Source organism: Micromonospora sp. LOL_015, from assembly GCF_048060275.1.
Taxonomy (GTDB): Bacteria; Actinomycetota; Actinomycetes; order Mycobacteriales; family Micromonosporaceae; genus Micromonospora_E.
Window position 1 is genome coordinate 64461 of the sequence record NZ_JBHMIO010000004.1, and the last position, 22079, is coordinate 86539.

The 22079-nt window shown below is 69.9% G+C and carries 21 protein-coding genes and 1 pseudogene; 12 read left to right on the forward strand and 10 right to left on the reverse strand.

Annotation, left to right across the window (positions count from 1 at the left end):
• Positions 1-4 precede the first annotated feature (4 nt).
• The 3 genes from ribD to rpe form a co-directional block, all read right to left on the reverse strand.
• The gene (gene ribD, locus ACFHWU_RS05715; RefSeq protein WP_416567747.1) at positions 5-1066 is read right to left on the reverse strand and encodes a bifunctional diaminohydroxyphosphoribosylaminopyrimidine deaminase/5-amino-6-(5-phosphoribosylamino)uracil reductase RibD; all 1062 of its coding nucleotides are present in this window, start codon (positions 1064-1066) and stop codon (positions 5-7) included.
• A gap of 494 nt (positions 1067-1560) precedes the next feature.
• Positions 1561-2526, reverse strand: a complete 966-nt coding sequence (locus ACFHWU_RS05720) for a response regulator (RefSeq protein WP_416567746.1) — start codon at positions 2524-2526, stop codon at positions 1561-1563.
• Entirely contained in the window at positions 2520-3200 is a 681-nt protein-coding gene (gene rpe / locus ACFHWU_RS05725) for a ribulose-phosphate 3-epimerase (protein ID WP_416557076.1), read from the reverse strand. Before rpe ends, ACFHWU_RS05720 begins: the two co-directional genes overlap by 7 nt.
• Positions 3201-3628: 428 nt before the next feature.
• On the opposite strand from rpe, the gene ACFHWU_RS05730 reads away from it, so the two are divergent.
• The 4 genes from ACFHWU_RS05730 (at position 3629) to ACFHWU_RS05745 (ending at position 9225) form a co-directional block, all read left to right on the forward strand.
• Complete coding sequence (locus ACFHWU_RS05730; protein ID WP_416590088.1) at positions 3629-4924, forward strand: cytochrome P450; 1296 nt, start codon at positions 3629-3631, stop codon at positions 4922-4924.
• 20 nt (positions 4925-4944) lie between these two features.
• On the forward strand, positions 4945-7158 hold the full coding sequence (locus ACFHWU_RS05735) for a cytochrome P450 (protein WP_416589977.1): 2214 nt from the start codon (positions 4945-4947) through the stop codon (positions 7156-7158).
• Positions 7155-8177, forward strand: a complete 1023-nt coding sequence (locus tag ACFHWU_RS05740; protein WP_416589979.1) for a polyprenyl synthetase family protein — start codon at positions 7155-7157, stop codon at positions 8175-8177. Before ACFHWU_RS05735 ends, ACFHWU_RS05740 begins: the two co-directional genes overlap by 4 nt.
• Positions 8178-8298: 121 nt before the next feature.
• The gene (locus ACFHWU_RS05745; RefSeq protein WP_416557080.1) at positions 8299-9225 is read left to right on the forward strand and encodes a septum formation family protein; all 927 of its coding nucleotides are present in this window, start codon (positions 8299-8301) and stop codon (positions 9223-9225) included.
• 965 nt (positions 9226-10190) lie between these two features.
• On the opposite strand, the gene ACFHWU_RS05750 is transcribed toward ACFHWU_RS05745, so the two are convergent.
• Together ACFHWU_RS05750 and ACFHWU_RS05755 are read right to left on the reverse strand one after the other, a co-directional pair.
• Positions 10191-10877: a Crp/Fnr family transcriptional regulator gene (locus ACFHWU_RS05750; RefSeq protein WP_416567742.1), complete on the reverse strand. Its 687-nt coding sequence runs from the start codon at positions 10875-10877 to the stop codon at positions 10191-10193.
• A gap of 71 nt (positions 10878-10948) precedes the next feature.
• On the reverse strand, positions 10949-11485 hold the full coding sequence (locus ACFHWU_RS05755; RefSeq protein WP_416589980.1) for a hypothetical protein: 537 nt from the start codon (positions 11483-11485) through the stop codon (positions 10949-10951).
• A 161-nt stretch (positions 11486-11646) separates the two neighbouring features.
• Here ACFHWU_RS05755 and ACFHWU_RS05760 point away from each other — a divergent pair, with 161 nt between their 5' ends.
• The 3 genes from ACFHWU_RS05760 to ACFHWU_RS05770 are packed head-to-tail and all read left to right on the forward strand — an operon-like array spanning position 11647 to position 15450.
• Positions 11647-12468 carry a hypothetical protein gene (locus ACFHWU_RS05760; protein WP_416589981.1) on the forward strand — a complete coding sequence of 274 codons (822 nt, stop codon included), beginning with the start codon at positions 11647-11649 and terminating at the stop codon, positions 12466-12468.
• Positions 12465-14564, forward strand: a complete 2100-nt coding sequence (locus ACFHWU_RS05765; protein ID WP_416589982.1) for a hypothetical protein — start codon at positions 12465-12467, stop codon at positions 14562-14564. The genes ACFHWU_RS05760 and ACFHWU_RS05765 overlap by 4 nt, the downstream gene beginning before the upstream one ends.
• Positions 14565-14568: 4 nt before the next feature.
• Positions 14569-15450, forward strand: a complete 882-nt coding sequence (locus ACFHWU_RS05770) for a hypothetical protein (RefSeq protein ID WP_416589983.1) — start codon at positions 14569-14571, stop codon at positions 15448-15450.
• A 10-nt stretch (positions 15451-15460) separates the two neighbouring features.
• On the opposite strand, the gene ACFHWU_RS05775 is transcribed toward ACFHWU_RS05770, so the two are convergent.
• Positions 15461-15823 (reverse strand): hypothetical protein, encoded by a 363-nt coding sequence (locus tag ACFHWU_RS05775; RefSeq protein WP_416589984.1) that lies wholly within the window; start codon positions 15821-15823, stop codon positions 15461-15463.
• A 208-nt stretch (positions 15824-16031) separates the two neighbouring features.
• On the opposite strand from ACFHWU_RS05775, the gene ACFHWU_RS05780 reads away from it, so the two are divergent.
• From ACFHWU_RS05780 to ACFHWU_RS05790, 3 genes are all read left to right on the forward strand, one after another.
• Complete coding sequence (locus tag ACFHWU_RS05780; protein WP_416589985.1) at positions 16032-16859, forward strand: DUF5753 domain-containing protein; 828 nt, start codon at positions 16032-16034, stop codon at positions 16857-16859.
• On the forward strand, positions 16856-17050 hold the full coding sequence (locus ACFHWU_RS05785) for a DUF397 domain-containing protein (protein WP_416567739.1): 195 nt from the start codon (positions 16856-16858) through the stop codon (positions 17048-17050). The genes ACFHWU_RS05780 and ACFHWU_RS05785 overlap by 4 nt, the downstream gene beginning before the upstream one ends.
• A 78-nt stretch (positions 17051-17128) precedes the next feature.
• Positions 17129-17680 (forward strand): Uma2 family endonuclease, encoded by a 552-nt coding sequence (locus ACFHWU_RS05790; RefSeq protein ID WP_416589986.1) that lies wholly within the window; start codon positions 17129-17131, stop codon positions 17678-17680.
• A 45-nt stretch (positions 17681-17725) separates the two neighbouring features.
• Here the strand turns inward: ACFHWU_RS05790 and ACFHWU_RS05795 are convergent, their stop codons facing one another.
• A complete protein-coding gene (locus tag ACFHWU_RS05795; protein WP_416557036.1) occupies positions 17726-18259 on the reverse strand; it encodes a DJ-1/PfpI family protein in 534 nt (177 codons plus the stop codon).
• Between the two features lie 201 nt (positions 18260-18460).
• On the opposite strand from ACFHWU_RS05795, the gene ACFHWU_RS05800 reads away from it, so the two are divergent.
• Positions 18461-18859, forward strand: a complete 399-nt coding sequence (locus ACFHWU_RS05800) for a nucleotidyl transferase AbiEii/AbiGii toxin family protein (RefSeq protein WP_416589987.1) — start codon at positions 18461-18463, stop codon at positions 18857-18859.
• A gap of 118 nt (positions 18860-18977) precedes the next feature.
• On the opposite strand, the pseudogene ACFHWU_RS05805 reads toward ACFHWU_RS05800, so the two are convergent.
• Positions 18978-19598 (reverse strand): annotated as a pseudogene (locus ACFHWU_RS05805) (DUF6518 family protein).
• A 244-nt stretch (positions 19599-19842) separates the two neighbouring features.
• Between ACFHWU_RS05805 and uppS the strand changes: the two are divergent.
• Entirely contained in the window at positions 19843-20619 is a 777-nt protein-coding gene (gene uppS / locus ACFHWU_RS05810) for a polyprenyl diphosphate synthase (protein ID WP_416589988.1), read from the forward strand.
• Between the two features lie 3 nt (positions 20620-20622).
• Here the strand turns inward: uppS and cas6 are convergent, their stop codons facing one another.
• Together cas6 and ACFHWU_RS05820 are read right to left on the reverse strand one after the other, a co-directional pair.
• Positions 20623-20832: a CRISPR system precrRNA processing endoribonuclease RAMP protein Cas6 gene (gene cas6 / locus ACFHWU_RS05815; RefSeq protein ID WP_416589989.1), complete on the reverse strand. Its 210-nt coding sequence runs from the start codon at positions 20830-20832 to the stop codon at positions 20623-20625.
• Positions 20833-21151: 319 nt separating this feature from the next.
• Complete coding sequence (locus tag ACFHWU_RS05820; RefSeq protein WP_416589990.1) at positions 21152-22015, reverse strand: aldo/keto reductase; 864 nt, start codon at positions 22013-22015, stop codon at positions 21152-21154.
• Between the last annotated feature and the right edge of the window lie 64 nt (positions 22016-22079).

The window sequence follows — 22079 nt, forward strand, 5'->3', positions numbered from 1 at the left end:
CGACTCAGCCCTCTTTCTGCCGGGGTACGGCGGTGATCCGCAGGTCGGGGCCGACCTGGGTGACGTCGACGATGGTCAGGTCGATGGCGTCGGTGATGGTGTGCACTCCGGCGTCGCCGAGCGCGGCGGGGCCGGCACCGAGCAGTCTCGGGGCGAGGTAGCCGACCACCCGGTCGACCAGGCCGGCCCGTAGGAACGCCCCGGCGAGCACCGGGCCGCCTTCGAGCAGCGCGGAGCGGATGCCCCGGTCGTAGAGGGCGGTCAGCAGGGCGGTGAGGTCGACCCGGCCACGGTGGTCGGCGCCGACGTCCGCGGTGGTGGCGATCCAGGTGCCGGCGGCGGCGTCGCGGACCCGGGCGTCGGCCGGGGTACGCCCGGAGCTGTCCACGATCACCCGCAGCGGCTGCCGGACGGCGGGCCCGCCGGCGCTCGGGGTCCGGACGGTGAGCCGAGGGTCGTCGGCGAGAACGGTGCCGACGCCGGCGATGATCGCGTCGGCGGTGCCGCGCAGCGTGTGGACGTCGGCGCGCGCCGCCTCCGAGGTGATCCACATGCTGGTGCCGTCGTCGGCGGCGGAGCGGCCGTCGAGGGTGGCGGCGTACTTCCAAATGATGTAAGGGCGGCGCCGGCGGACGGCGGTCAACCAGGCGATGTTGGCGTTCTCGGCCTCCTCGGCGCGCAGCCCGACCTCGACGTCGATACCGGCGGCGCGCAGTGTCTCGGTGCCACCGGCGGCGATCGGATTGGGGTCGGGAACGGCAAGCACGACGCGGGCCAGCCCGGCGTCGACCAGGGCGGTGGAGCAGGGTCCGGTGCGCCCGACGTGGTCGCACGGTTCGAGGGTGACGACGGCGGTGCCGCCGCGGGCCCGGTCGCCGGCCTGGGCGAGGGCGGCGATCTCGGCGTGCGGTCCGCCGGCGTAGGCGTGGAAACCTTCGCCGACGACGTGGCCGGCGGTGTCGAGCAGGACGCAGCCGACGATGGGGTTGGGGCTGACCGAGCCGAGGCCACGGACCGCGAGGTTGATGGCGCGCCGCATCGCCTCGTCTTCGGAGAGGATCGCCATGGCCGTTTCTCTTCTCCTCGCCTGCCGGGGTGCGCGGCGGGCGGGAGGTGCCGGGCCCGGTGGGGGTGGCCGGCGACAGCGTGGCGGCGGCGGAACGCCTCGGCGCGCGGCCACGACGGACCGGCCCCGGGGCGCTGCACGGGTACGGCGGTGCCGGTCGGGGCACGCCACACCAGAGCGTCCGTTCCGCGCGCTGTCTCCCATCCGGACTGTCTGGGCCGGTCCGTGCCGGGTTGGCACGGTCTGACCCAACCGTCGGCTCCGGAGTCTCACCGGATCCACCGGGCGTCGTCTGCGACGACGACCGGGTCGCGGGCTGGCCACGGCTTGCGCCGTGGATCACCGCCGGTTCGGAATTTCACCGAGTCCCGCCAGCGCGTGGTGGGTGCTTCTCCGAGTGTTACACGGGACACCGGGATCACCGCCAGGGACGCGACCGACCTCGCAACTGTCGGATACCCGACAGTTGTCTATCGTCGGTTCGTTCGCGCAGGTCAGTTGGTGGACAGCCGGCGGTCGACCGCGATGTACGAGCCCGGTTGGCTCTTGGCGACCGACTTCATCTCGTTGGCCACCGTGATGATCTCGCGGGGGTCGCTGAACCGGCGGCTGCCCGCCGACACCGCCACCCCGACCGAGAGAGTGACCAGGGCCGCCTTCTGCAGGTTGCCGCGCCGGTCCTTGACCTCCACGTAGCCGCGCCGGGCGTCGGACGGGTCGTACAGCTCGTCGGCGGCCTTCTCGAAGTCGAGGATCGCCTGCTCGATGATCGGCCGCACCTGTTCGGGCGCGCAGACCACCACGAAGTCGTCGCCGCCGATGTGGCCGAGGAACGCCGGCGGCAACCCGATCGACACCACCGCCCGGTGCATGCAGCGGGCCAGCGCAGAGATGAACTCGTCGCCACGGGCGAAGCCGTACACATCGTTGACGCTCTTGAACCGGTCGATGTCGACGTAGCCGACGGCGTAGTCGGCACCGCTGCGGACCCGGTCGGTGATCTCCCGGCTGACCCGGGTGTTGCCGGGCAGCCCGGTCAGCGGGGACACCTCGCGGTACTCGCGGTTGCGCCGCAGAGTGGAGCTGACCCGGGCGATCAGCTCCGAGGTGTCGAACGGCTTGACCAGGTAGTCGTCGGCGCCGGCGGTCAGCCCGACGACCTTGTCGACGGTCATCCCCTTGGCGGTCAGCATGATGATCGGCAGCGCCGCGGTCATCGGGTCGGCCCGCAGCCGCCGGGTCAGGTCCAGCCCGCCGATGCGGGGCATCATCAGGTCGACCACGGCCAGGTCCGGGCGGTGCCGTTCGATGATCTCCAGAGCCTCCTGACCATCATGGGCGAGCATCACGTCGAAGCCGTGCAACCGCAGGTTGACCTCGACGAACCGGGCGATGTCGACGTCGTCGTCGGCGACCAGGATCAGGTCCGGCCGGGACTCGGCCCCTTCCGGGCTCACCACCGTGGCGCGGTCCGCTCGGCGATCTGCCGCAGTCTGCGGACCGCCTCGGCGGGGTCCTCGGCACCGTACACGGCGGTGCCGGCGACGAACGCGTCCGCGCCGGCCGCAGCGGCCTGCTCGATGGTGTCCGCGGCGATCCCGCCGTCGACCTCGATCCGCAGCTCAAGATGGCCGCTGGCGGCGTGCCGGCGGGCGGCGCGGACCTTCTCCAGCATCTCGGGGATGAACCGCTGGCCGCCGAACCCCGCCTTGATCGTCATGACCAGCAGGGTGTCGAAGCTGGGTAGCAGCTCCAGGTAGTCCTCCACCGGGGTGTCCCGGTCGACCGCCAGGCCGGCCTTGGCCCCGGCCGACCGCAGCTCCTTGGCCAGCGCCACCGGGTCGTCGCACGCCTCGGCGTGGAAGGTGACGTTGTACGCGCCGGCGTCGGCGTAGCCCGGTGCCCAGCGGCGCGGGTCGGTGATCATCAGGTGCACGTCGAACGGCAGCGAGGTGGCCGGCAGCAGACTCTGCACCACCGGCAACCCGATGGTCAGGTTCGGCACGAAGTGGTTGTCCATCACGTCGACGTGCAGCCAGTCCGCCGCCCCCTCGACCGCGCGGGCCTCGTCGGCCAGACGGGAGAAGTCGGCGGCCAGGATGCTGGGCGCGATGAGCGGCGCTGGTGCGGTCACCGCGCCAGTCTACGAACGTGAGCAAGCGTTCCACACCCGCCACGACGATCGCCCGCCCGACGGGTGATCCGCCGGCCGGATCCGCCGGCGGACCCGCCGATGGACGGCCGACCGGGCAGTAGCCGGGGCGGTCGGCGCCGGGCCTGCGACCAGGCGTCGCAGGCGGGTACGCCGACCCAACAATCCGCGCGAATGCGTTATTGACTGCCTTTTTGCCGACATCACGCGACGGGGCCGGTAGTGGCTCGAATAGCTCCAAGATCCACCAGCGGCAATGCAGGATTTCTGATTGTAGCTGCGCCAGCACCTTCGGTAAGGTGACCGCCATGACCGACCAGCGTCGCGTCGGCGCAGATCCGGCTGCCCGCAGCAGAGCGAGGCCAGTTCCACGGCTCAGCATCCGGGAAAACCTCGTCGGGATGCAGGCTATGCGCCGGGACCAGCTTGCTTTTCTTCAGGAGGCGGTCCGTAACCACGGCGACATCTTCAGGATACGTCTCGGTGGTATGCCGATGGTAGTACTCACCAACCCGGAGCACATCCACCATGTCCTGGTCGACAAACACGCCAACTACGACAAGGAAAGCTTCCTCTGGCGTACGGTCCGGGCGATCCTCCGGGAAGGACTGATCGGCAACCGGGGCGACGCGACCTGGCAACGCAACCGCCGGCTGATGCAGCCGACGTTCAACCACGCCAGCGTGGCCCGCTTCGCCCCGAACATGACCGGCCTGACCGCGGACATGATCCGCCGATGGGTGCCGGAGGCCGCCTCCGGTGCGCCGGTCGATGTCGTCGGACCGCTCACCGAACTGGCGCTGAAGATCGTCCTGCGGTCGCTGTTCGGCGTCGAGCCCGACGAGCGCAGCCACCAGTTCGAACGCGACTTCCTGGAGGTCAACCGCCGGCTCGGCGACTTCCTCCGGTTCCCCTTCCCGCCGCTGAGCTGGCGCACCCCGTCCCGCAACCGGACCCGGGCACTGACCCGGAAGCTGGACGGCTTCGTCCGCTACCTGATCGAAACCCGCCAGCACGAGCGCGACAGCGACCACCGGGACCTGTTCAGCCTGCTACGGCACGCGGTGGACCCGGTCACCGGCACCGGGCTCACCCCGGACCAGCTCTCCACCGAGATCCTGGCGATGATCATTGCCGGGTACGAGACCACCAGCAACTCGATCTCCTGGGTGTACTACCAGTTGGCCCGCCACCCGCAGGTGCAGCAACGGGTGCACGACGAGGTCGACACCGCCCTCGACGGGCGGGTGCCGACCTTCGACGACCTGACCCGGCTGCCGTACACCCGGATGGTCATCGACGAGACGCTGCGACTGTTCACCCCCGCCTGGCAGACGATGCGGCGGGCGGTGACCGACGACGTGATCGACGGCTACCTCATCCCGCAGGGCACCGAGGTGCTGATGAACCTGTTCCTGCTGCACCGGCACCCGGACTTCTGGCCCGACCCGGACCGCTTCGACCCCGACCGGTTCACCCCGGCGGCGGTCGCGGCCCGGCCCCGGCACGTCTACCAGCCGTTCGGCAGCGGCCCACGGCACTGCATCGGCAAACACTTCGCCCGTACCGAACTGCATCTGATCACCGTGATGCTCGCCCAGACATTCGCGGTCAGCCTGCCCGAGGGCGCGCCGCCGGTCGGCTTCGCGCCGCTGGTCACGCTGCACCCGGCGGGCGGCATGCGACTCCGACTGCACCATCGCTGACCGGTTCACCGCGTCGACCCGTGGAAAGTGAGAAGAGCATGTCCCCGCAGGTACGCAGCCGAGCCCCGGGCGGCGCCCGGGAGATACCCACCGTCACGCCGGGCAGCGGCGTCGGCGGCACCCTGGCCTTCAAACGCGACCAGCTCGCCTTCCTCGGCCGGGGCGTGGACCGCTACGGCGACATTTTCCGGTTCCGGCCGTTGGGCATCCCAATGGTGCTGGTCAACCACCCCGACTACATCCGGCATGTGCTGGTCGACGAGGGCGAGAAGTACGACAAGAACGCCGTCCTGTTCAAGATTGTCCGGCCGGTGCTGCGCAAAGGGCTCATCGCCAACCCGGACATGGATCTGTGGCGACGGCAACGGCGGATGATGGCGCCGCACTTCACCCCCCGTACGGTCAGCTCTTTCACCCGGAACATGACCGACGAAGCCGAACAAATGCTCGTCCGGTGGGAGCAGAGTTACGGCCGGGGCGGCACCCTGGACGTCACCGACGAGATCGGCCAACTCGCCCTGCGAATCGTCAACCGGTCGCTGTTCAGCGCACAGGTCGGCGACATCGCGCAGGCCTTCGAACGGGCATTTGGCGAGGCCAACGCGATCCTCGGCGCGTTCTTCCGGTTCCCGTTCCCGCCGTTGAGCGTGCCGACCCCCCGGCACCGCCGGCTGCGGGCCGCGATCGCCGACATGGATACCTTCGTGTCGACCTTCATCAACCGCCGGCTGCACGAGGAGGTGCCCACCGGCGAGGAGACCGATCTGCTCACCCTGCTGCTGCACACCGTTGACGAGGCCGACGGCCAGCGGATGGACCTGGAGCAGCTGCACCACGAGGTGCTCAACATCTGCATCGGCGCCTACGAGACCACCACCAACACCCTGTCCTGGGCGTTCTACCTGCTCGCCCGGCACCCGGAGGTGGAGGCGAAGCTGCACGCCGAGGTCGACTCGGTGCTCGCCGGGCGGACGCCGACCTTCGAGGACCTGCCCCGGCTGCCGTACAACCGGATGGTCGCCGACGAGACGCTACGCATCTACTCGCCGGCGTACCAGTTCATGCGCCGGGCCAGCTCGGCCGACGTGATCGACGGCTACCGGGTGCCGGCCGGCACCAACATGCTGATCAACAGCTACCTGCTGCACCGGCATCCCGACTTCTGGGACGACCCGGAACGCTTCTACCCGCAGCGGTTCACCCCGGAGCAGGTGGCCCGGCGCCCGAAGCACGTCTACGTGCCGTTCGGCAGCGGCCACCGGGTCTGCATCGGCAAACACTTCGCGCTGTCCGAGCTGGTCCTGGTGCTGGCCACGGTGGCCCGCCGGCACCGGCTCGTACTGCCACCGGGCGCGCCCGAGGTGCGACCGGAGGCGCTGGTCTACCCGACCGCCGACGCGGCGCACGCCGAGCTGATGGCCGACTGGTTCACCTGGCTGTTCCTGGTCGACGACCAGCTGGACGACGGCGCCGACGGACGCAGCCCGCAGCACCTCGCCGAGGTGATGGCCGCGATGCGGCAGGTACTGTCCGCCGACGACTTCGGCGCCGCCGACGCGCGGCGCCGGGACCTGCCCCGGGCGGTGTCGTCGCTGGCCGACCTGTGGTGGCGTACCGCGCCGGACGCCACCGCGCGCTGGCGGCGACTGTTCGTCCGGCACCTGGAGCAGTGCCTGACCACCGCCGCCACCTGGGAGGCCGGCAACCGGCTGTCCGGCACCGTGCCGGACGAGGCCACCTACATCGAGAAACGCCGGCACACCGGGGCGATCTACGTCTGCATGGACTTCATCGACGTCATCGAACGGATCGACATGCCCGACGAGGTGTACGACAGCGCGCCGTTCCGTACCGCCCTCGACGCCGCCTGCAACGTGGTCTGCTGGACCAACGACATCTACTCACTGGACAAGGAACGCGCCCTCGGCGAGGTGCACAACCTGGCGTACATCGTCGGCTACCACCACGGGCTGGACCGCGACGCCGCCATGGACCGGGTGACCCGGGCAATCGGCGCCGAGACCGACCTGTACCTGACGGCGCAGGCGCAGCTACGGCGAACCTTCCCCGGACGGGCGGCGGTGCTGGAGCCGTACCTGGCCGGGATGCGCAGCTGGATGCGCGGCAACGTCGAATGGTCCAGCCGGACAAAGCGCTACCAGCCGACGCAGACGACCACTGAACCGGCACCACAGGAGTATCTGGAGGCCACGTTGCTCGGGAGCCAGGGTTGACCGCCGCGACCACCGCACAACGCGACGCCTGGGCGCGGCTGGCGGCGGCGCGGACGTTGATCGGGCCGCAGCTGCGCCGCGCCGTCGACCGGCTCGCCGAGCCGATCCACACCGTCGCCGGCTACCACTTCGGCTGGTACACCGCCGGCGGCAGCCCGGCCGACGCCGGCTGGGGCAAGGGGCTGCGCGGCGGCCTGGCATTGGCCGGCGCCGAGGCGGTCGGCGCCCCGGCGGCCCGGGCGGTGCCGGCGGCGGTCGCGGTGGAGCTGGTGCACAACTTCACCCTGCTGCATGACGACGTGATGGACGGCGACCGGACCCGGCGGGGCCGGCCCACCGCCGGGGCCGCGTTCGGCGACGCGCAGGCCATCCTGGCCGGTGACGCGCTGCTCGCGCTGGCCTTCGACACGGTACGCGGGCAGGCCGCCCCGGCCGCCGCCGAGCTGTGCCAGGTGCTGCTGGAGCTGGTGGCCGGGCAGAGCGCCGACGTGGCGTTCGAGTCGCGTACCGCCGTGGGGTTGGATGCCTGCCTGGCGATGGCTGCCGGCAAGACGGCGTCGCTGATCGGCGCCGCCTGCGCGGTCGGCGCGATCAGCGGCGGCGCCGACCCGGACCGGGTCGACGGACTGAAAGGGTACGGCCACCACCTGGGGATGGCGTTCCAGCTGGTCGACGATCTGCTCGGCATCTGGGGCGACCCGGCGGTGACCCGCAAACCGGTCGGCGCCGACCTGCGGCAGCGCAAGAAGTCGCTGCCGGTGGTGTTCGCGATGGGCAGCGGCACACCGGCCGGCGCCGAGCTGGCCTCGCTGTACGCGATACCGGGTGCGTTCGCCGACGGGCAGGTGGCCCGGGCCGCGCTGCTCGTCGAGCAGGCCGGCGGCCGGGACTGGGCGAGGCGGGAGGCGGACCGGCACCGGGCGGCGGCGCTCGACCGGCTGGCGACGGCCCGGCCCGCAGCCGACGCGGGTACAGCGCTCACCCAGTTCGCCGACCTGGCCGCCCACCGGGACCGCTGAACGGCACCCGCCGTCGTTCCAGACCTTGATGGACGGCTGACGCACGGGCCCGGCCGGTCCGTAGCCGGCCCGGTGTCGTACCCTCGTCGGCTTGAGTGGACAACGGGGAGGCGGCAGGATCATGGCGCGACGGTGGGATGCCCGGGCGAGGCTGGTAGCGCTGCTGACCGCCGCGTCGCTGACCACGACGGCCGGCTGTGTGCCGCCGTCTCCGGGCGTGGACGGGGATCTGGTCGACAACTGGGCCGCATTCGACGAACCCGTCCACCTCACCCCCGAGGCCGGCAGCTGCCACAACGATAGTCGGCGCTTTATCGACTGGGAGAGCTACCGCCCGGTCGGCTGCGTCCGGTACCACCTGGTGGAGACCGTGCACGTCGGAACGCTCGGCGACGACCCGGCGGTGCCGTTCGACGAGGACGGCGCGGCGGACGGCCTGATCGCGGCCCGACGGGCCGCCCGGCCCGAGTGTGACCGACGGGTGAACGAGTTCCTCGGCGGTCCCTGGCAGACCGCCCGGCTACGGATGACGGTCGTGACGCCGTCCGACGCCGCCTGGACCGGCGGGGCCCGCTGGTTCGGGTGCGACGTCGGTGTCGTGGACAGTCCTGGCGGCCCACTGGTCGACTGGTACGGAACCGTCGAGGGTGCGCTGCAGGCTCCCGGCCATCCGCTGCTACTGACGTGCTATGACTCGGCGGCGGTCGGTGTCGACGACGAGCCGCTGACCGAGCCGCTGGACTGCGACACTCCACACCAGGCCGAGTTCGCCGGCACGTACGTGGAGGACAAACTGGGGTACGACGAGGTGGAGCTGAACGACGAGCGGGTCCACACCCAGTGCCGCAAGGTGGTGGCCGACTACGCGAAGGTGCCGAACAACGGCGACCTGCAGTACCGGGTGGGCACCATCTACACCTTCTCCGACGTCCTTGACTGGGCGGAGGGCGACAGGACGATCCGCTGCTTCGCCTGGCGGGCCGACCCGCTGTTGACCGGTTCGGTGCGCGACGGCGGCACCAGCGCCCTGCCCATCCAGTACCAGTGAAGCGGCAGGTTCTCATGATCTTGCAGCCGCTACGCACCAGGATGGTCGCGCTACTGGCCGCCGCGTCGCTGGCCGTGCCGGCCGGCTGTGCGGCACCGCCGCCGGGGGACCGACGGCACCCTCACCGACGGTTGGGCCGGGTTCGACGAGCCGACCACCTTCGTCCCGCAGGCCGGCACCTGCCACCGAGACGAGGCTGCCTCGGGCAGCGGCAGGTACTACCGGCTGGTTCCGCTGCGACCTGACCGAGATCAGCAGTGTGTTCCGGGGCAAGGTGCTGCCCCGGACCGGAAGCCTGCGCGGCCCGCTGACCGACGGGCGCGCTTCGGCTGGGCTGCCACGACGTGCGGTGGGGTGACGACCACCTCGAAGCGCTGGAGCCGGTCGACGAGGACCTGCCCTACCGGGTGGCCACCTTCTGGTTCCGGACGGGAACCCTTCGGTGTGGGAAGGCGACCTGCGAGTCCGCTGCTTCCTGTACGTGCCGGACTTCACCACCCCGCTGCTCCGCTCCGCCGAGGGCGGCGGTCCCGACCTGTTCCCGGTCTGGTAGCCGCTCACGATCCCTGGCCCTCCAGCTGACCCGACCCCGACCAGGCATAGTGCCGACCGCCCGGGAGGTCGTCGCCGCACTCGGCATCAACCAGAACACCGTGCACAAGGCGTACCGCGAACTGGAACACGACGGTGTGGTGCATCCCGGCCCGGCGTCGGCACCTTCGTACTGGCGTCGCTGTCGGCGCGCCGCGCGGCCTCGAACCCGGCGATCCGCACCCAGCTCGCGGCCTGGGTCGCCACCGCCCGCGCCGCCGGCCTGGACGACGACCTGCGCGCAGTCCTGGCGGCCGAACTGGCCGAGAACGCGTCGCCCCGGACGACGGACGACCAGCCGGGGCGGACCGGGTGCTGACGGGGCCGGCCGAGCTGGCGCAGCGGCTGCGGGCGGCGGACCAGCCGCGGACGGTTCAGGCGAGGTCTGCTACCGAGCGTAGTGCTTCGCTGTCTCGTACGACGATCCCCCGGTAGTGGGTCGAGACGATGCCCTCCGACCGAAGTTCACTGAGTGCTTTCTGCAGGCTGACCTGGGCGGCACCGCAGAGGGTGGCCATCTCGTCCTGGGTCAACCGGATGTCGACGACCATGCCCTGTGGGCTCCGCCGTCCGTAGGCAGCGGCGATCTCCCACAGAACCCGGGCGAGGCGAACACGTAGCGGGTAGTGAGTGAAGTCGATCCGACGCCGGTTGGCCCAGCGGAGACGGTCCGCGATGATCCCGGCCACGGTGAGGGCAGCGTCGGGGTTGTCACGGAGGAATGCCATGAACTCGTTTCGGTGGATGACGCGGATCACCGACGGGCGGCAGGCGGTAACCGTCGCCGTCCTCGGTGTCTCGTTCAATGCGGATATCTCGCCGATGATGTCGCCGGAGACACGGATCGACAGCAGGGCGTGCCGACCGTCGGTCAATGCAGCGGTGACCTTGACCAGTGCGTCCTCGAGCAGGATCACATAGGACTCTTCAGCACCCTCCCGGAGAATGACCTGCGCTTCCTTGACGGAGCGTCGTACCCCGACCGACAGGAGGCGTACGCGCGTCGACGGTTGCAGCCGGGCCAGGAGGGTCCCCGGCGGCGACGGGGCGTTCTTCTCCATCTGCACCTCCTCGGGGCCCGAGAGCCATCATTCACGTTCAGCTTCAGGTTCGCTACTGTCCGAAGCGCGACTCAAGACGAGGTTCCTGCCACACCGGTGACGACCAGCAAGCTGCCGGCAAAGCCGACCGCCACCAGAAACCAGGGCATACAGTTCTTGATCAAGAGGTACTTGGTCAGGGCGATACGGGCGAGGACGACTGCGAGGTCCCATGCCTCGTCTCGATGTTGTTGGACGCAGGCGGCCGACGGGCGCCCGCCAGCCGAAACGAGGTCCGGAAACCCGAACCGGTTGGCACCTCCCACACCGGTAATGCGCGGTTGGAACGCCATCGCAAGCCGGCAGGTGGCGACCACCATGGCGCCGAGCATGCCGGCCGCGAGGCAGACCGAGATCGCCACGACCGCAGGGGCGCCGTCGAGCATCGTCGGCAGGGCCTGGTCGGCGACCGTCGCCGCGATGGCACCTTCGATCGACAGCAGGGCCAGTGCCTTCGCGTCAGCGTGTCTGATCGATGTCTGCAGTGAGGCCACTGTGGTCAGACTAACTTGCAGATCGCGCCACGCGTCCGGGCCGGCGCCGCTGCTCGCCCTCTTCATCCGCTCCATACATCGAGTGAACGTGAGACCGGCGGGAGCCACAGTGTCGGAGCACCACTTGTCGCCCATTCGACTGTCGCGCTGATTCCATCCTTTTATGGGATCCCCATCGCCGCCGTTCTGTAGAGATGAGCATCGAACGGTTTGTCGCCCAGTAGGAGATGGAGAGCATGCCTTACATCAAGGATCCAGACCGACGTGTCCTGGTCGCCGTGGACATGGAGTCCTACAGCCGTCGAGACAACGTCCTGCAGTACCGCGCGCAGCTGACCTTTCAGGAGGTCATGGCTGCTGCGTGCAGCGAGGTGGGCTTCGATCGCGCCAGTTGGCAGACCCAGCAGGGTGGAGACGGGGAACTCGCCGTCCTCCCGCAGGGGACAAGTGAACGGGCGGTCCTGGCCCGGCTGACCCCGGTTCTTGACCGACTGTTGCGCGAGACCAACCGTGGACTCAGCGACGAGGCTCGGATCCGCCTGCGGGTCGCTGTCCACGAAGGTCCGGTCCATCTCGACGGGGCCAACGGATTTCCGAGCGACGCGGTCGTGACAGTCTGCCGGCTGGTCGACTCACCCCAGCTCAAGACCGCGCTACGGCAGTTCCCGGACGCCGCGATCGCGCTGATCGTGTCGGATCGGCTCTACCAGGACATCGTCCGGCAGTACCAAGACCTTCGGCTTGATCACTTTCAGCCGGTGACCGCGCGGATCGCGGACAAGGGCTTCGAGGCTGCCGCCTGGATCTACGTCCCAGGCGAGAGCATCCCAGCGACCGGTAAGCGGCCAGACCCACGAGATTCCGTGCCCGACCAACCGGACGGTGCCGGCGACGCGGGCGTCGACCACCGGCGGTCCGGTCCCCGGCCTCGCCCCGCAGGCGGTGGGCAGGTGTTCCGGGACAACCAGATAGGGGGAACTGGTGCCATCGGTACCGGCAATTCCGTCTCGGTTTCGGGCCGGCCAGAGGATCTCGGTTCCTGGGAGTCGCCTCGATGACGGACACGATTCCTGACCACGGATCCACCTCGGAGGCAGAGGCCGAGCCGCAGGACGAGGTCGATCCGGAGTCCGTATGGCTGGACCCGCAGGTCGGCGCGGAGCTGTACGGCGACCGGCTCTCCGCGATCTACTCGCGGCTGGGCATCTCCGGGGTGGGCGCCGTCGGCATCGGCAACACGATCAGGATCGTGAACAACCTGGGTCCTCCCTCGGCGAGACCCATCATCGCGGACCTGGTCGGGATAGCCGACCTGCTCAAGGTGTACGTGTCGACCGCTACGGACGAGGAGCTGCAACGAGAGCTCGGTAGGCTGTCGGCGGTGTGCCTGGCGGGCAGGCCGTACACCGGCCGGTTCAGCACGGCACTTGTGACGCTGGCTCGGCAGCACGGCCCAGACCGGGTACGTCAAATCGATCTGCCAAACGATGTCGAGCCCGACGAGCTACGCCGAGTCGGCGACAGCATCAAAGATGATCACGGGTACGTGCTCCGGCTGCCAGGCAACAAGCACGGCCGGATGATCCGGATGTTGGCCGGCCTCTCTCGTAGGCGTGGCGCGAGCCTGGTGCTGATCCGCGACGACGACAGCCGGCCAGGTGCACGGCCCGGGGCCGAGGTACCGCATCGCCCACCTGACCCCGTCGCCGTCTTCCATGCCCATCTGCGCCATCACCTGCGCGACCGGCTGGGATCGACCGACGAGGGGTGCGACCGGGCGGTGGACGGGTACCTGCAGCACGACGGTCTAACCACTGATCTGCACAGCTGCTACGGGCCGCAGGAGGCGGTGTCGATCGCCGAGGCTGTCGGGGCGGTCCATCCGGCCGACGACGACGCCATGGCGCAGGTGCTCGCCAGGTCGCAGCCGCGCCGTAGGATCCACGCGGCGGAAGTCCTCGGCACCGACGGCGGCAGTACCGGCGAGAACGGCACCGGCCGCCGGCCGCGCCGGATCGATCAGCACGAGCGGGCCTTCCGGATCGCGTACGCCGTCTTCGCCCGACAGCCGCTGCACTACGTCTTCGAGGCCGCCGGTCTCCTGCTCGAGGAGATCGACGGGCAGGCCAAGCGGACCGACTGGGGCCGGATGGCGCTGCAATATCCGGTCGCGGAGCTGCTCGGGCCGCTCAAGGTGGACTGGCACGAGAGCCGCGACGCCACGAACTCGCCGGGCGGGTCGTCTCGCTCGGCCTGGCTGCGCGACGGCGCGATGCGGGGCGCAATCATCGACGAGGCGTGGCATGAGTTCGACAGCACCCGACCAGCCCTGCTCGAATGGCTGAACAAGCTGGTCGCCGCAGGTGACGAGCCGATGCAGCGGGCAGCCGCCGAGGCAGCCGGGCTGCTCGCCCACCACGACTTCGACCGGGTCTGTACCGACCTTGTCGACAAGTGGGCTGCCGCGCCGAAGCCGCGACTGCGCCAGGCGGCGGCCTGGGCGATGGTCGCGGCCGACATGGGCGGCCAGGTGGGGCATCTCGTCCGTCGGCAGATCCGCGACTGGGCCGGTGGCGGGCGCAACTATCAGCGGGACGCCGCCGCCCGGGTCTACGCCAGCGGGCTGCAGCAGCCCGACCTCAGCTGGAGCCTGGCCGACCTGCGCCGCATCGCCCAGGATCCGATGCAGCAGCACACATACTCAGTCACTCAGGGCATCCGCCAGCTGTACACCGCGCGCACCGCACACCGGATCGTCGCCGAGTTGGTGACCTGGTCGGAAGACCGGCAGCTGCAACCGCATGCCGCCCATGCCCTGCTCGAACTCGCCGAGCAGGTGGACGACGATTCCCCTGGCGGCGTACCCGATCTCCTGGTCAGAGCCGCGACGCAGGAGGTCGACAGCGACGCGCTGGTGCGGCTCTGGCGGTTGGCGTTGCTGAGTCCGGCGCGGTCCCGGTGGGCCTGGCACACGTTCGGGCGCTGGTTGATCAACGCCGACACCGACGAGACCGTACGCAAGGCCGTCGCCTCGCTGGTCGCGGACCTCGCTGCCGGGCCGTCCCTGCGCCGCCGGATGAAGTTCAGTCTTGACCGGTCCCCGCATTTTAACGGTGGGCTGCCGGAGTGGCTTGATGCCGCGGTGAGGAGGTGACGACGTGACGGATTTTCGGATGCAGCGCTCCGGCGGCGGATGGTGGCGTCGGTTCGGGTCGTGGCTGCTGAGGTTGTGGCAGCGGCTCGTGGCGGCGCTCAGTGGCCCCGAGCCCGAACCGTTGCTGCCACCACCGCCACCACCGCCCGCGCCACCGGGCCGGCTGACCGAGCGTCGGGACGCGCCGGCGCCGATCATCGTGCCCGCCCGGGGGTACGTGTTCACCTTCCGCATCCACGCCAGCTTCGTCTGGTCGTCGAACGGGCTGCCGAGGGAGGTGCTCAGCGGGTCCGCGCAGTTCTTCATGCCGTACGCCATCCGGGCGCTGACCCGCCTCGCCGCTGCCCGCGCCCGGAATCTCGCCGCGCACCGGGCCCGGGATCTGGAGGTGGAGTTGCAGCGCGCGGTCGCCGAATCGGAGCCGCTGGTGGGGGAGCGCGGTGGGGCACGGGTCACCTGCCAGGCGTACGTCTCGGTGGAGCTCGACGACCGGGTCAAACGGGCCGTCGAGCCGTACTGGGATCAGTTGATCAAGCTCGACTACCAGTACGACGTGGACACCAGACGCGCGCAGTACGTGGAGCGGATGAGCCGGCAGTGGTCGACGGTCCTGGAGCAGCTGATGGATAGCCCGGTTGCCGCCGCCGCGGCCACGCTGGCCAACGAGAACCTGGCCGCCGTCGTGCGGGAGTCCCTCGCCGAGCGCAAGGCCGAGACCGACCGGCTGGAGAACCTGCTCGCCGAACACGCACGCAACGGCAACGGCTACGAGCAGGCGAACCTTTTCGACCGGCTGTTCCAGCGGCTCGAGGAGCAGGCAGACAGCTACCGTCAGCGGACTCCGAAGCCGCCCGACCCGGGCCGCAACGGGTCCACCCGCTCCTGAGCCGAGGTCGTCAGTACAGCCAGCTGAGCTCAAGCTCGTCGATGGTGTTGCCGACGTGGACCTCGGCCAGGAAGCGGCGCATCAGGCTGCCCGGGTCGGCGGCGTCCTCGATCTGGATCAGCACGCCGCGTCCGTGCGCGACGACGGCGTCGAGCACGAGGCGTTCGAGTTTCTCGGCGCTGACCGGGCCGGGCCGGCAGCCGCACGGTGCGCCGTACGCCCGGCCGCTCAACGTCTGCAGGCAGACCAGCCGGCGGTCGCAGCCGGCGCAGGTCAGCAGTCCGTCGAGTGGGAACTCGGAACGGCCCGCACGGTCGACGCGGGACATGCCGGTCGGCGGGACGTGTCCACCGCCGGTGGTGCGCTCGCTCATGTTCGCAACCTCCGTCACGAGATACCGGATTTCGTGAATTAGCCCTTGTGGCGGACAACACTTCCAGCCGGCGTACGGCAGACTCAATCGTGGACGCCGGCTCGTCTCCACTGTGATGTGGCGATTTCGGCGACCAGCCCGGCCAGCGGTTTCCTTTTGAAACATTGGCGCGGGTGCTGGGTGTGTCGGATGAGAGGAAGGTGAAGCGATGCCGGTCACCGGACCGACTGTGGTGCGCCGCCAGCTGGGGCGACGGCTGCGCCGACTGCGGGAGGAGGCGGCCCGCACCGAGCAGGAGGTGGAGCGGGCGAAGGTCTGTTCGCGTACGACGTTGTGGCGCATCGAGAACGGCAAGTTTCCGGTCAAGATGAACACCGTTCGCGGTCTCTGCTGGTTCTACGGTGCCGACCCGGAGACGACGGACGCGCTGACCCGGCTCGCCGCCGCCAGTGATGATCACGGGTGGTGGGAGTCGCACGGCGACGCCGTACCAGACTGGTTCCGCCTGTACGTCGGCCTCGAAGCCGCCGCCACCGAGATCCACAACTACAACCCGGAGCTGATCCACGGCCTGCTGCAGACGCCGGACTACATGCGTGCGGTCTTCCGCGCCGCCGACCCGCAGGCGACCGAGCAGAAGATCGAAGGTCAGGTGTCGCTGCGGCTGGACCGGCAGATCTCCTACTACGACCGCGAGCAGCCGGCCCGGATCGTCGCGGTCCTCGGTGCGGGTGCGCTGGCCCGCGAGGTCGGCGGACCGGCGGTGATGGCCGAGCAGCGCGCCCACCTGGCCGGGCTGGGTCGACGGGTACGGGTGGAGATCCGCGTCCTACCCTGGTCGGCGGGTGCGCATGCGGCGATGGTCAGCCCCTTCACGTTGCTGGACTTCGCCGACCCGGACGACCCGGACATCGCCTACGTCGAGTCTCATGTGGGTGCTCGTTACCTGGAGCGGCCGGAGGAGTTGGCGGAGTACCGTCGAATTTTCCGGCTGATCCGTGAGCAGTCGGTCCCGATCGAGGAGCACCTGCGATGAAGCCCGACACCCCCTGGTTCACCTCCAGCCGCAGCGGTGGCAACGGCGGCGAGTGCGTCGAGGCCCGCCGGCACGCCGGCCACGCCGAGGTACGCGACAGCAAGGACCGCACCGGCCCCACCCTCACCTTCACCACCCGCCACTGGGGCACCTTCACCACCGCCCTACAAACCGGCACCCTCCCCCACTGACCGCTACCGACCGCCCTGTCCCCCACCCCTTCCCTGGGTGGGGGACCGTCATCCTCCTGACGCTGGTGACGCGTAAACGTGCTTGACCCCGACCGCACCTGGGACGAAGCGAGCTACTCTGCACTGGGCAGGACGCCCGACCGGACAGAGCTGCTCGACGGCTGCTTGTGGACCAGCTCCGCACCGAGCAAGCGTCACCAGCAGCTTTCCTTCCTGCTGATGTCCGCGCTGTATCCGGCGGCCCGGTCTGCCGGCCTTAAGGCGTACGAGGCGATCAACGTCAGATTGCGTACCGATCGGATCGTGATTCCGGACCTCGTCGTCGCAGACACTGACAGCGAGGGATCCATTACCGACGCGGCTGAGGTCCTGCTCATCTGCGAGATCACATCTCCGAGCAACGCCGCCACCGATCGACTGCTCAAGCTGCAGTTGTACGCCGCCGCCCGAATCTCGTGGTATCTGCTGGTTGAGCCAGAGTTGCCGAATCCGTCGGCGGTGACACTCCGGCTCTTCCGGCTCGACAACGAGCACTACGTCGAGCACCTGACCGCGACCAAGGACGACGTGTTGACCACCGATCAACCGTTTCAGTTCACCCTCGACACGGCCGCACCGCTCGACGAGTAGACACCCGGCCGGCCGAGCTATGGCGGTGGCCAGGTTCGGATTGGTTCACTGGGTCCAGACGGTGCCCCGTGCCTGGAATTCGAGGGCTTCCTCTACCCGGATGGCGACGTCCGCACCCAGCAGGCGCTTCACCAGGTGCAGCCCCAGGTCCAGGCCGGAAGTGATTCCGGCGGCGGTGACGAGGTCGCCGTCGTCGACCACGCGGGCGTTCTTGACGATGCCGCCGCGCGAGGTCAGCTGCTGCTTCGCGACGGTGTGCGTGGTGCAGGGGCGGCCGTCAACCAGGCCGGCCACGGCGAGGAGCACCGCGCCGGTACACAACGACGACATGATGAGCCTCGACCGGGGAGCCGCCGCCAGCGCGCTGGGCAGCGCCCCGTTTTCGATCTCCGCCCAAATACCGGGCTCGCCGGGTCGCCCGCCACCGGGCACGATGATCACGTCGGCCGCCTCGGGCTGCCAACCGCGCTTGACCCGTACCTCGGTGCCGAACGCTGCGGTGACCAGGCGTGGCCGACCGTGCACCATGTAGTTGACGTCGATCTCTCGCTCGCTGTACCAGCCGGCCAGCGAGAACACTTCCTTTGGGACGATTCGGGTACTGCCTGGCCGGCGGGTACGCCGTACAAGCTCACGGCTTCGTCGACCGCATGTCCAAAGACGTAGACCTGTTCACCACGATGCCTGCGGCCTCAGACTTCCCAGCTGCGGTTGCCGCCGTAGCGGCGGCGCTGCGCGCTGATGACCTTGACGTGACCGCCGGGCGGGAGGGCCCGTCCTTTGCCCGGCTCGGTAGCCGACGTCGAGACCGCAAGTACCAGCACTGTCGAGCGGGGAATCGACTGGCGCGCATATCCGCCAGTCCAGCTCGCGATCGGTCCGGTCCTTCACCCGGCAGATGCGGTGGCGAACAAGCTGTGTGCGCTCTTCGGACGCGCCGAGGTACGTGACTACATCGACGTATATGGCGTGTTACGGGACGGACGCTACTCTGGCAGCGAGATGCTGCGCGATCACGACCCAGGCTTCGATCGGCAGGTCTTCGCGGAAGCGCTCCGTGCAGTGCGCCGCTTCCCAGATTCGGCGTTCGACCCGTACCGGTTAAGCCCCGACGAGATCGTCACGCTGTGCAATCATTGGCTGGCCTGGGCCGACGAAATTGCCTGTCTCAACCAGTAACACCTATTCCTGCAGCTCGGATAGGGCCCTCCGACCAGCGCGGCGGAGCAGCCATCGCGGCTTGCCGCCAGCCAGCGCCACGACACTCACCTGCCGCACCACCCCAAGCACCGCGACTTCAGCGGAAGCCGGCCGCCAGGAACGCCCCGAGGCCGAGCAGCGCCAACGGCAACGCCGTGGCGAGGCTGAGGATCCGGCTGCGGGTGGTCCGACCAGCCAGGACGATCACCAGTACGCCGAGCACCGCCCGAACCACGACATGCGGGATCTGCTCGCTGCCGTAGCTGGGGTCACCGATCCGGGCCGCCTCCAACGCCGCCTCGGTACAGCACACCGCTCCCGGCAGGGCTGTACCGATGGTCTGCCGCCAGCCCGATCCGCGTGCCCAGACACCGCCGACACCGAAGACCACTCCGGCGAGGACCCCGAAGGCCATCCAGAGCAGAGATGTCGGCGCCCACAGCAGCCACCAGTCGTCGCCCTGGATCAGCGCCGCCGCAACGTAGTAGGCGGGTACGGCGATCACCAGTCAGGCGGCAGCACCGGCAGCAGCCCGCAGCCACCCGGTACGGACCCAGTAGCCGAAGAAGAACGCGGCGACCGCCCACACCGCAGACGAGTTCCCCAGGTCGGCAAGCGGCCACCAAGGCATGAACTTGATCCATACGAAGTCGACGAAGCCCAACAGGAAGCCGCCGAGCACCGCGACGAGCGCGACGCGCCGATTGTCCGGATACATGCTGCCGGACCATACCGTGCCGCAAGCACGGGCGCTCCTCCTGCAGCGGGCACCCGCCGCACCGCCACCTGCCCACTCCGACGTCGCCACGCAACGCCCAGCTGCGGACACCCGCCGACAGCCCCACCGGCCCGCACCCCGTCTCCTGCCGCTGTCACCACCCGCCGTTACCCGGTCGTTGGCCGAGTTAGCAGACCGACCTGCGCTGCTGTGTCCGGGCGAGCAAGCGTGGTGAGATCAGGCGATGATGCGACCTCTGCTCGACGCCGGACACCGGCTGTACGCCCGCCGGCTGCGCGCCCAGCTCACCGCCGGCGAGCTGCCCCGCCACCTCGCCATGGTGGTGGACGGCAACCGGCGATGGGCCCGGCAGATGGGCTTCGACGACCCCAAGGTCGGCCACCGGCACGGTGCCGAACACCTCGACGAGGTGCTGAGCTGGTGTGCCGAGATCGGCATCCGGCACGTCACGGTGTTCGTCGCCTCCGTCGACAACGTCCGCAAACGCGCCTCCGACGAGGTCGACAACCTGATGGGCATGATCGAAACCGTCGTCACGGATCGGCTGACCCGCGACGGCAACATCTGGCAGCTGCACCTGGCCGGTCGGCTTGAGGTGCTGCCCGACTCGACCCGGCACGCGCTGAAGCTCGCCGAGGAGGCGACCCGGCAGCGGGAGACCGGCCACCACTTGACCGTGGCCATCGGCTACGACGGCCGGGAGGAGATCGTCAACGCCGTACGGTCGCTGTTGGACGACCAGGCACGGTGCGGGGCGACGCTGGACGACATCGCGCAGCGACTGACCGCCGACCAGATCGCCGCCCACCTGTACACCAGTGGGCAACCGGACCCGGATCTCGTCATCCGCACCAGCGGAGAACGACGGGTGTCCGGCTTCCTGCTGTGGCAGGCCGCTCACTCCGAGCTGCACTTCTGCGACGTCTACTGGCCTGGCTTCCGCAAGATCGACCTGCTGCGGGCGCTGCGCTCGTACGCCGCCCGCAAGCGGAAACCCTGACCGCTACCGCCAGGTCGGCTCCAGGCGGACCAGGCCGAAGCCGCAGCCGCGCTGCACACCGACCCCGCTGTACGGTGCCAGCCGCATCAGCCGGTCCACCGCCCCGACCAGGGCGGTCGGCCCGTCGCAGACGTAGCGGATGCGACCCAGGAAGCCCGACACCGTACGCCCGTTGACCTTGACCACGTCGCTGGCGCCGTCGATGTCGCTCACCCACAGCGTGTCCCGGTCCGGCCGCTCCCCGGCCCGCCGATGCCCGGCCCACCGACACCCGGGAGCGGAAGCACCAGCTCCGGCAGCCCGGCCGGGGCGTTCGCCCGCCACACCGCACGCAGCCCGGCCACCTGCCGCGCCCCGGTAACGAGCGCGCCGACCTGACCACCGAACCGGATCACCGCCCCCGTCGCCGCCCCGGCCCGCAGCTGAGGGCGGGGGTCGAGACAGGATCAAGTGAAGGCCAGATACCTCAACCGGCGGTTGATAGGTACCTGGCCTTCACTTGATCCTGCGCATGGTGTGGCGGGTTGGTCGGTCAGGCGGGTGGGTCGAGGCGGGCCAGGTGCTCGGCGGACAGTTCGAGGTCGGCGGCGGCCGCCGAGTCACGGATCGTCTCCGGACGCGACGCCCCAGGGATCGGGACCACGACCGGCGCCTTCGCCAGCAGCCAGGCCAGGCAGACCTGCTGCGGGCTGACCCCGTACTCCTTCGCGACCTGCGCGAACGCCGCGAACCGCGACCCCAGGTCGGCGGCGCTGGCGATGCCGCCGAGCGGGCTCCACGGCAGGAACGCGATGCCCAACTCGGCGCAGAGCGTCAGCTCCGGCTCGCTGGAGCGGAAGGCCGGGGAGAACTGATTCTGTACGCTGACCAGCCGGCCGCCGAGGATGTCGTTGGCGAGCCGGATCTGCTCCGGGTCGGCGTTGGAGATGCCGGCGAGCCGGATCTTCCCGGCATCGAGCAGGTCCCGGATGGCGCCGATCGAGTCCGCGTACGGCACGGTGGGGTCGGGCCGGTGGAACTGGTAGAGGCCGATCGCTTCGACGCCGAGCCGTTTCAGCGACGCCTCGCAGGCGCTCTTCAGGTACTCGGGCGAGCCGTTCTTGGTCCACGAGCCGTCGCCGGGCCGCAGGTGGCCGCCCTTCGTGGCGATCAGCACGTCGGATGCGTCACCGCCGAAGGTCGCCACGGCGCGGGCGATCAGCGACTCGTTGTGGCCGACGTCGTCGGCGTACAGGTGATAGGCGTCGGCGGTGTCGATCAGGGTGACACCGGCGTCCAGCGCGGCGTGGATCGTGGCGATCGACCGCTGCTCGTCAGGCCGGCCCTCGATGGACATCGGCATGCCGCCGAGGCCGATCGCCCCGACGGCGACGTCACCGATGTGACGGGTGTGCATGAGGTCTCCTCTGCGGGATGGTCCGTGGGCGCGGTTGTCGTACCCCACGCGCCCGGGTTCCACC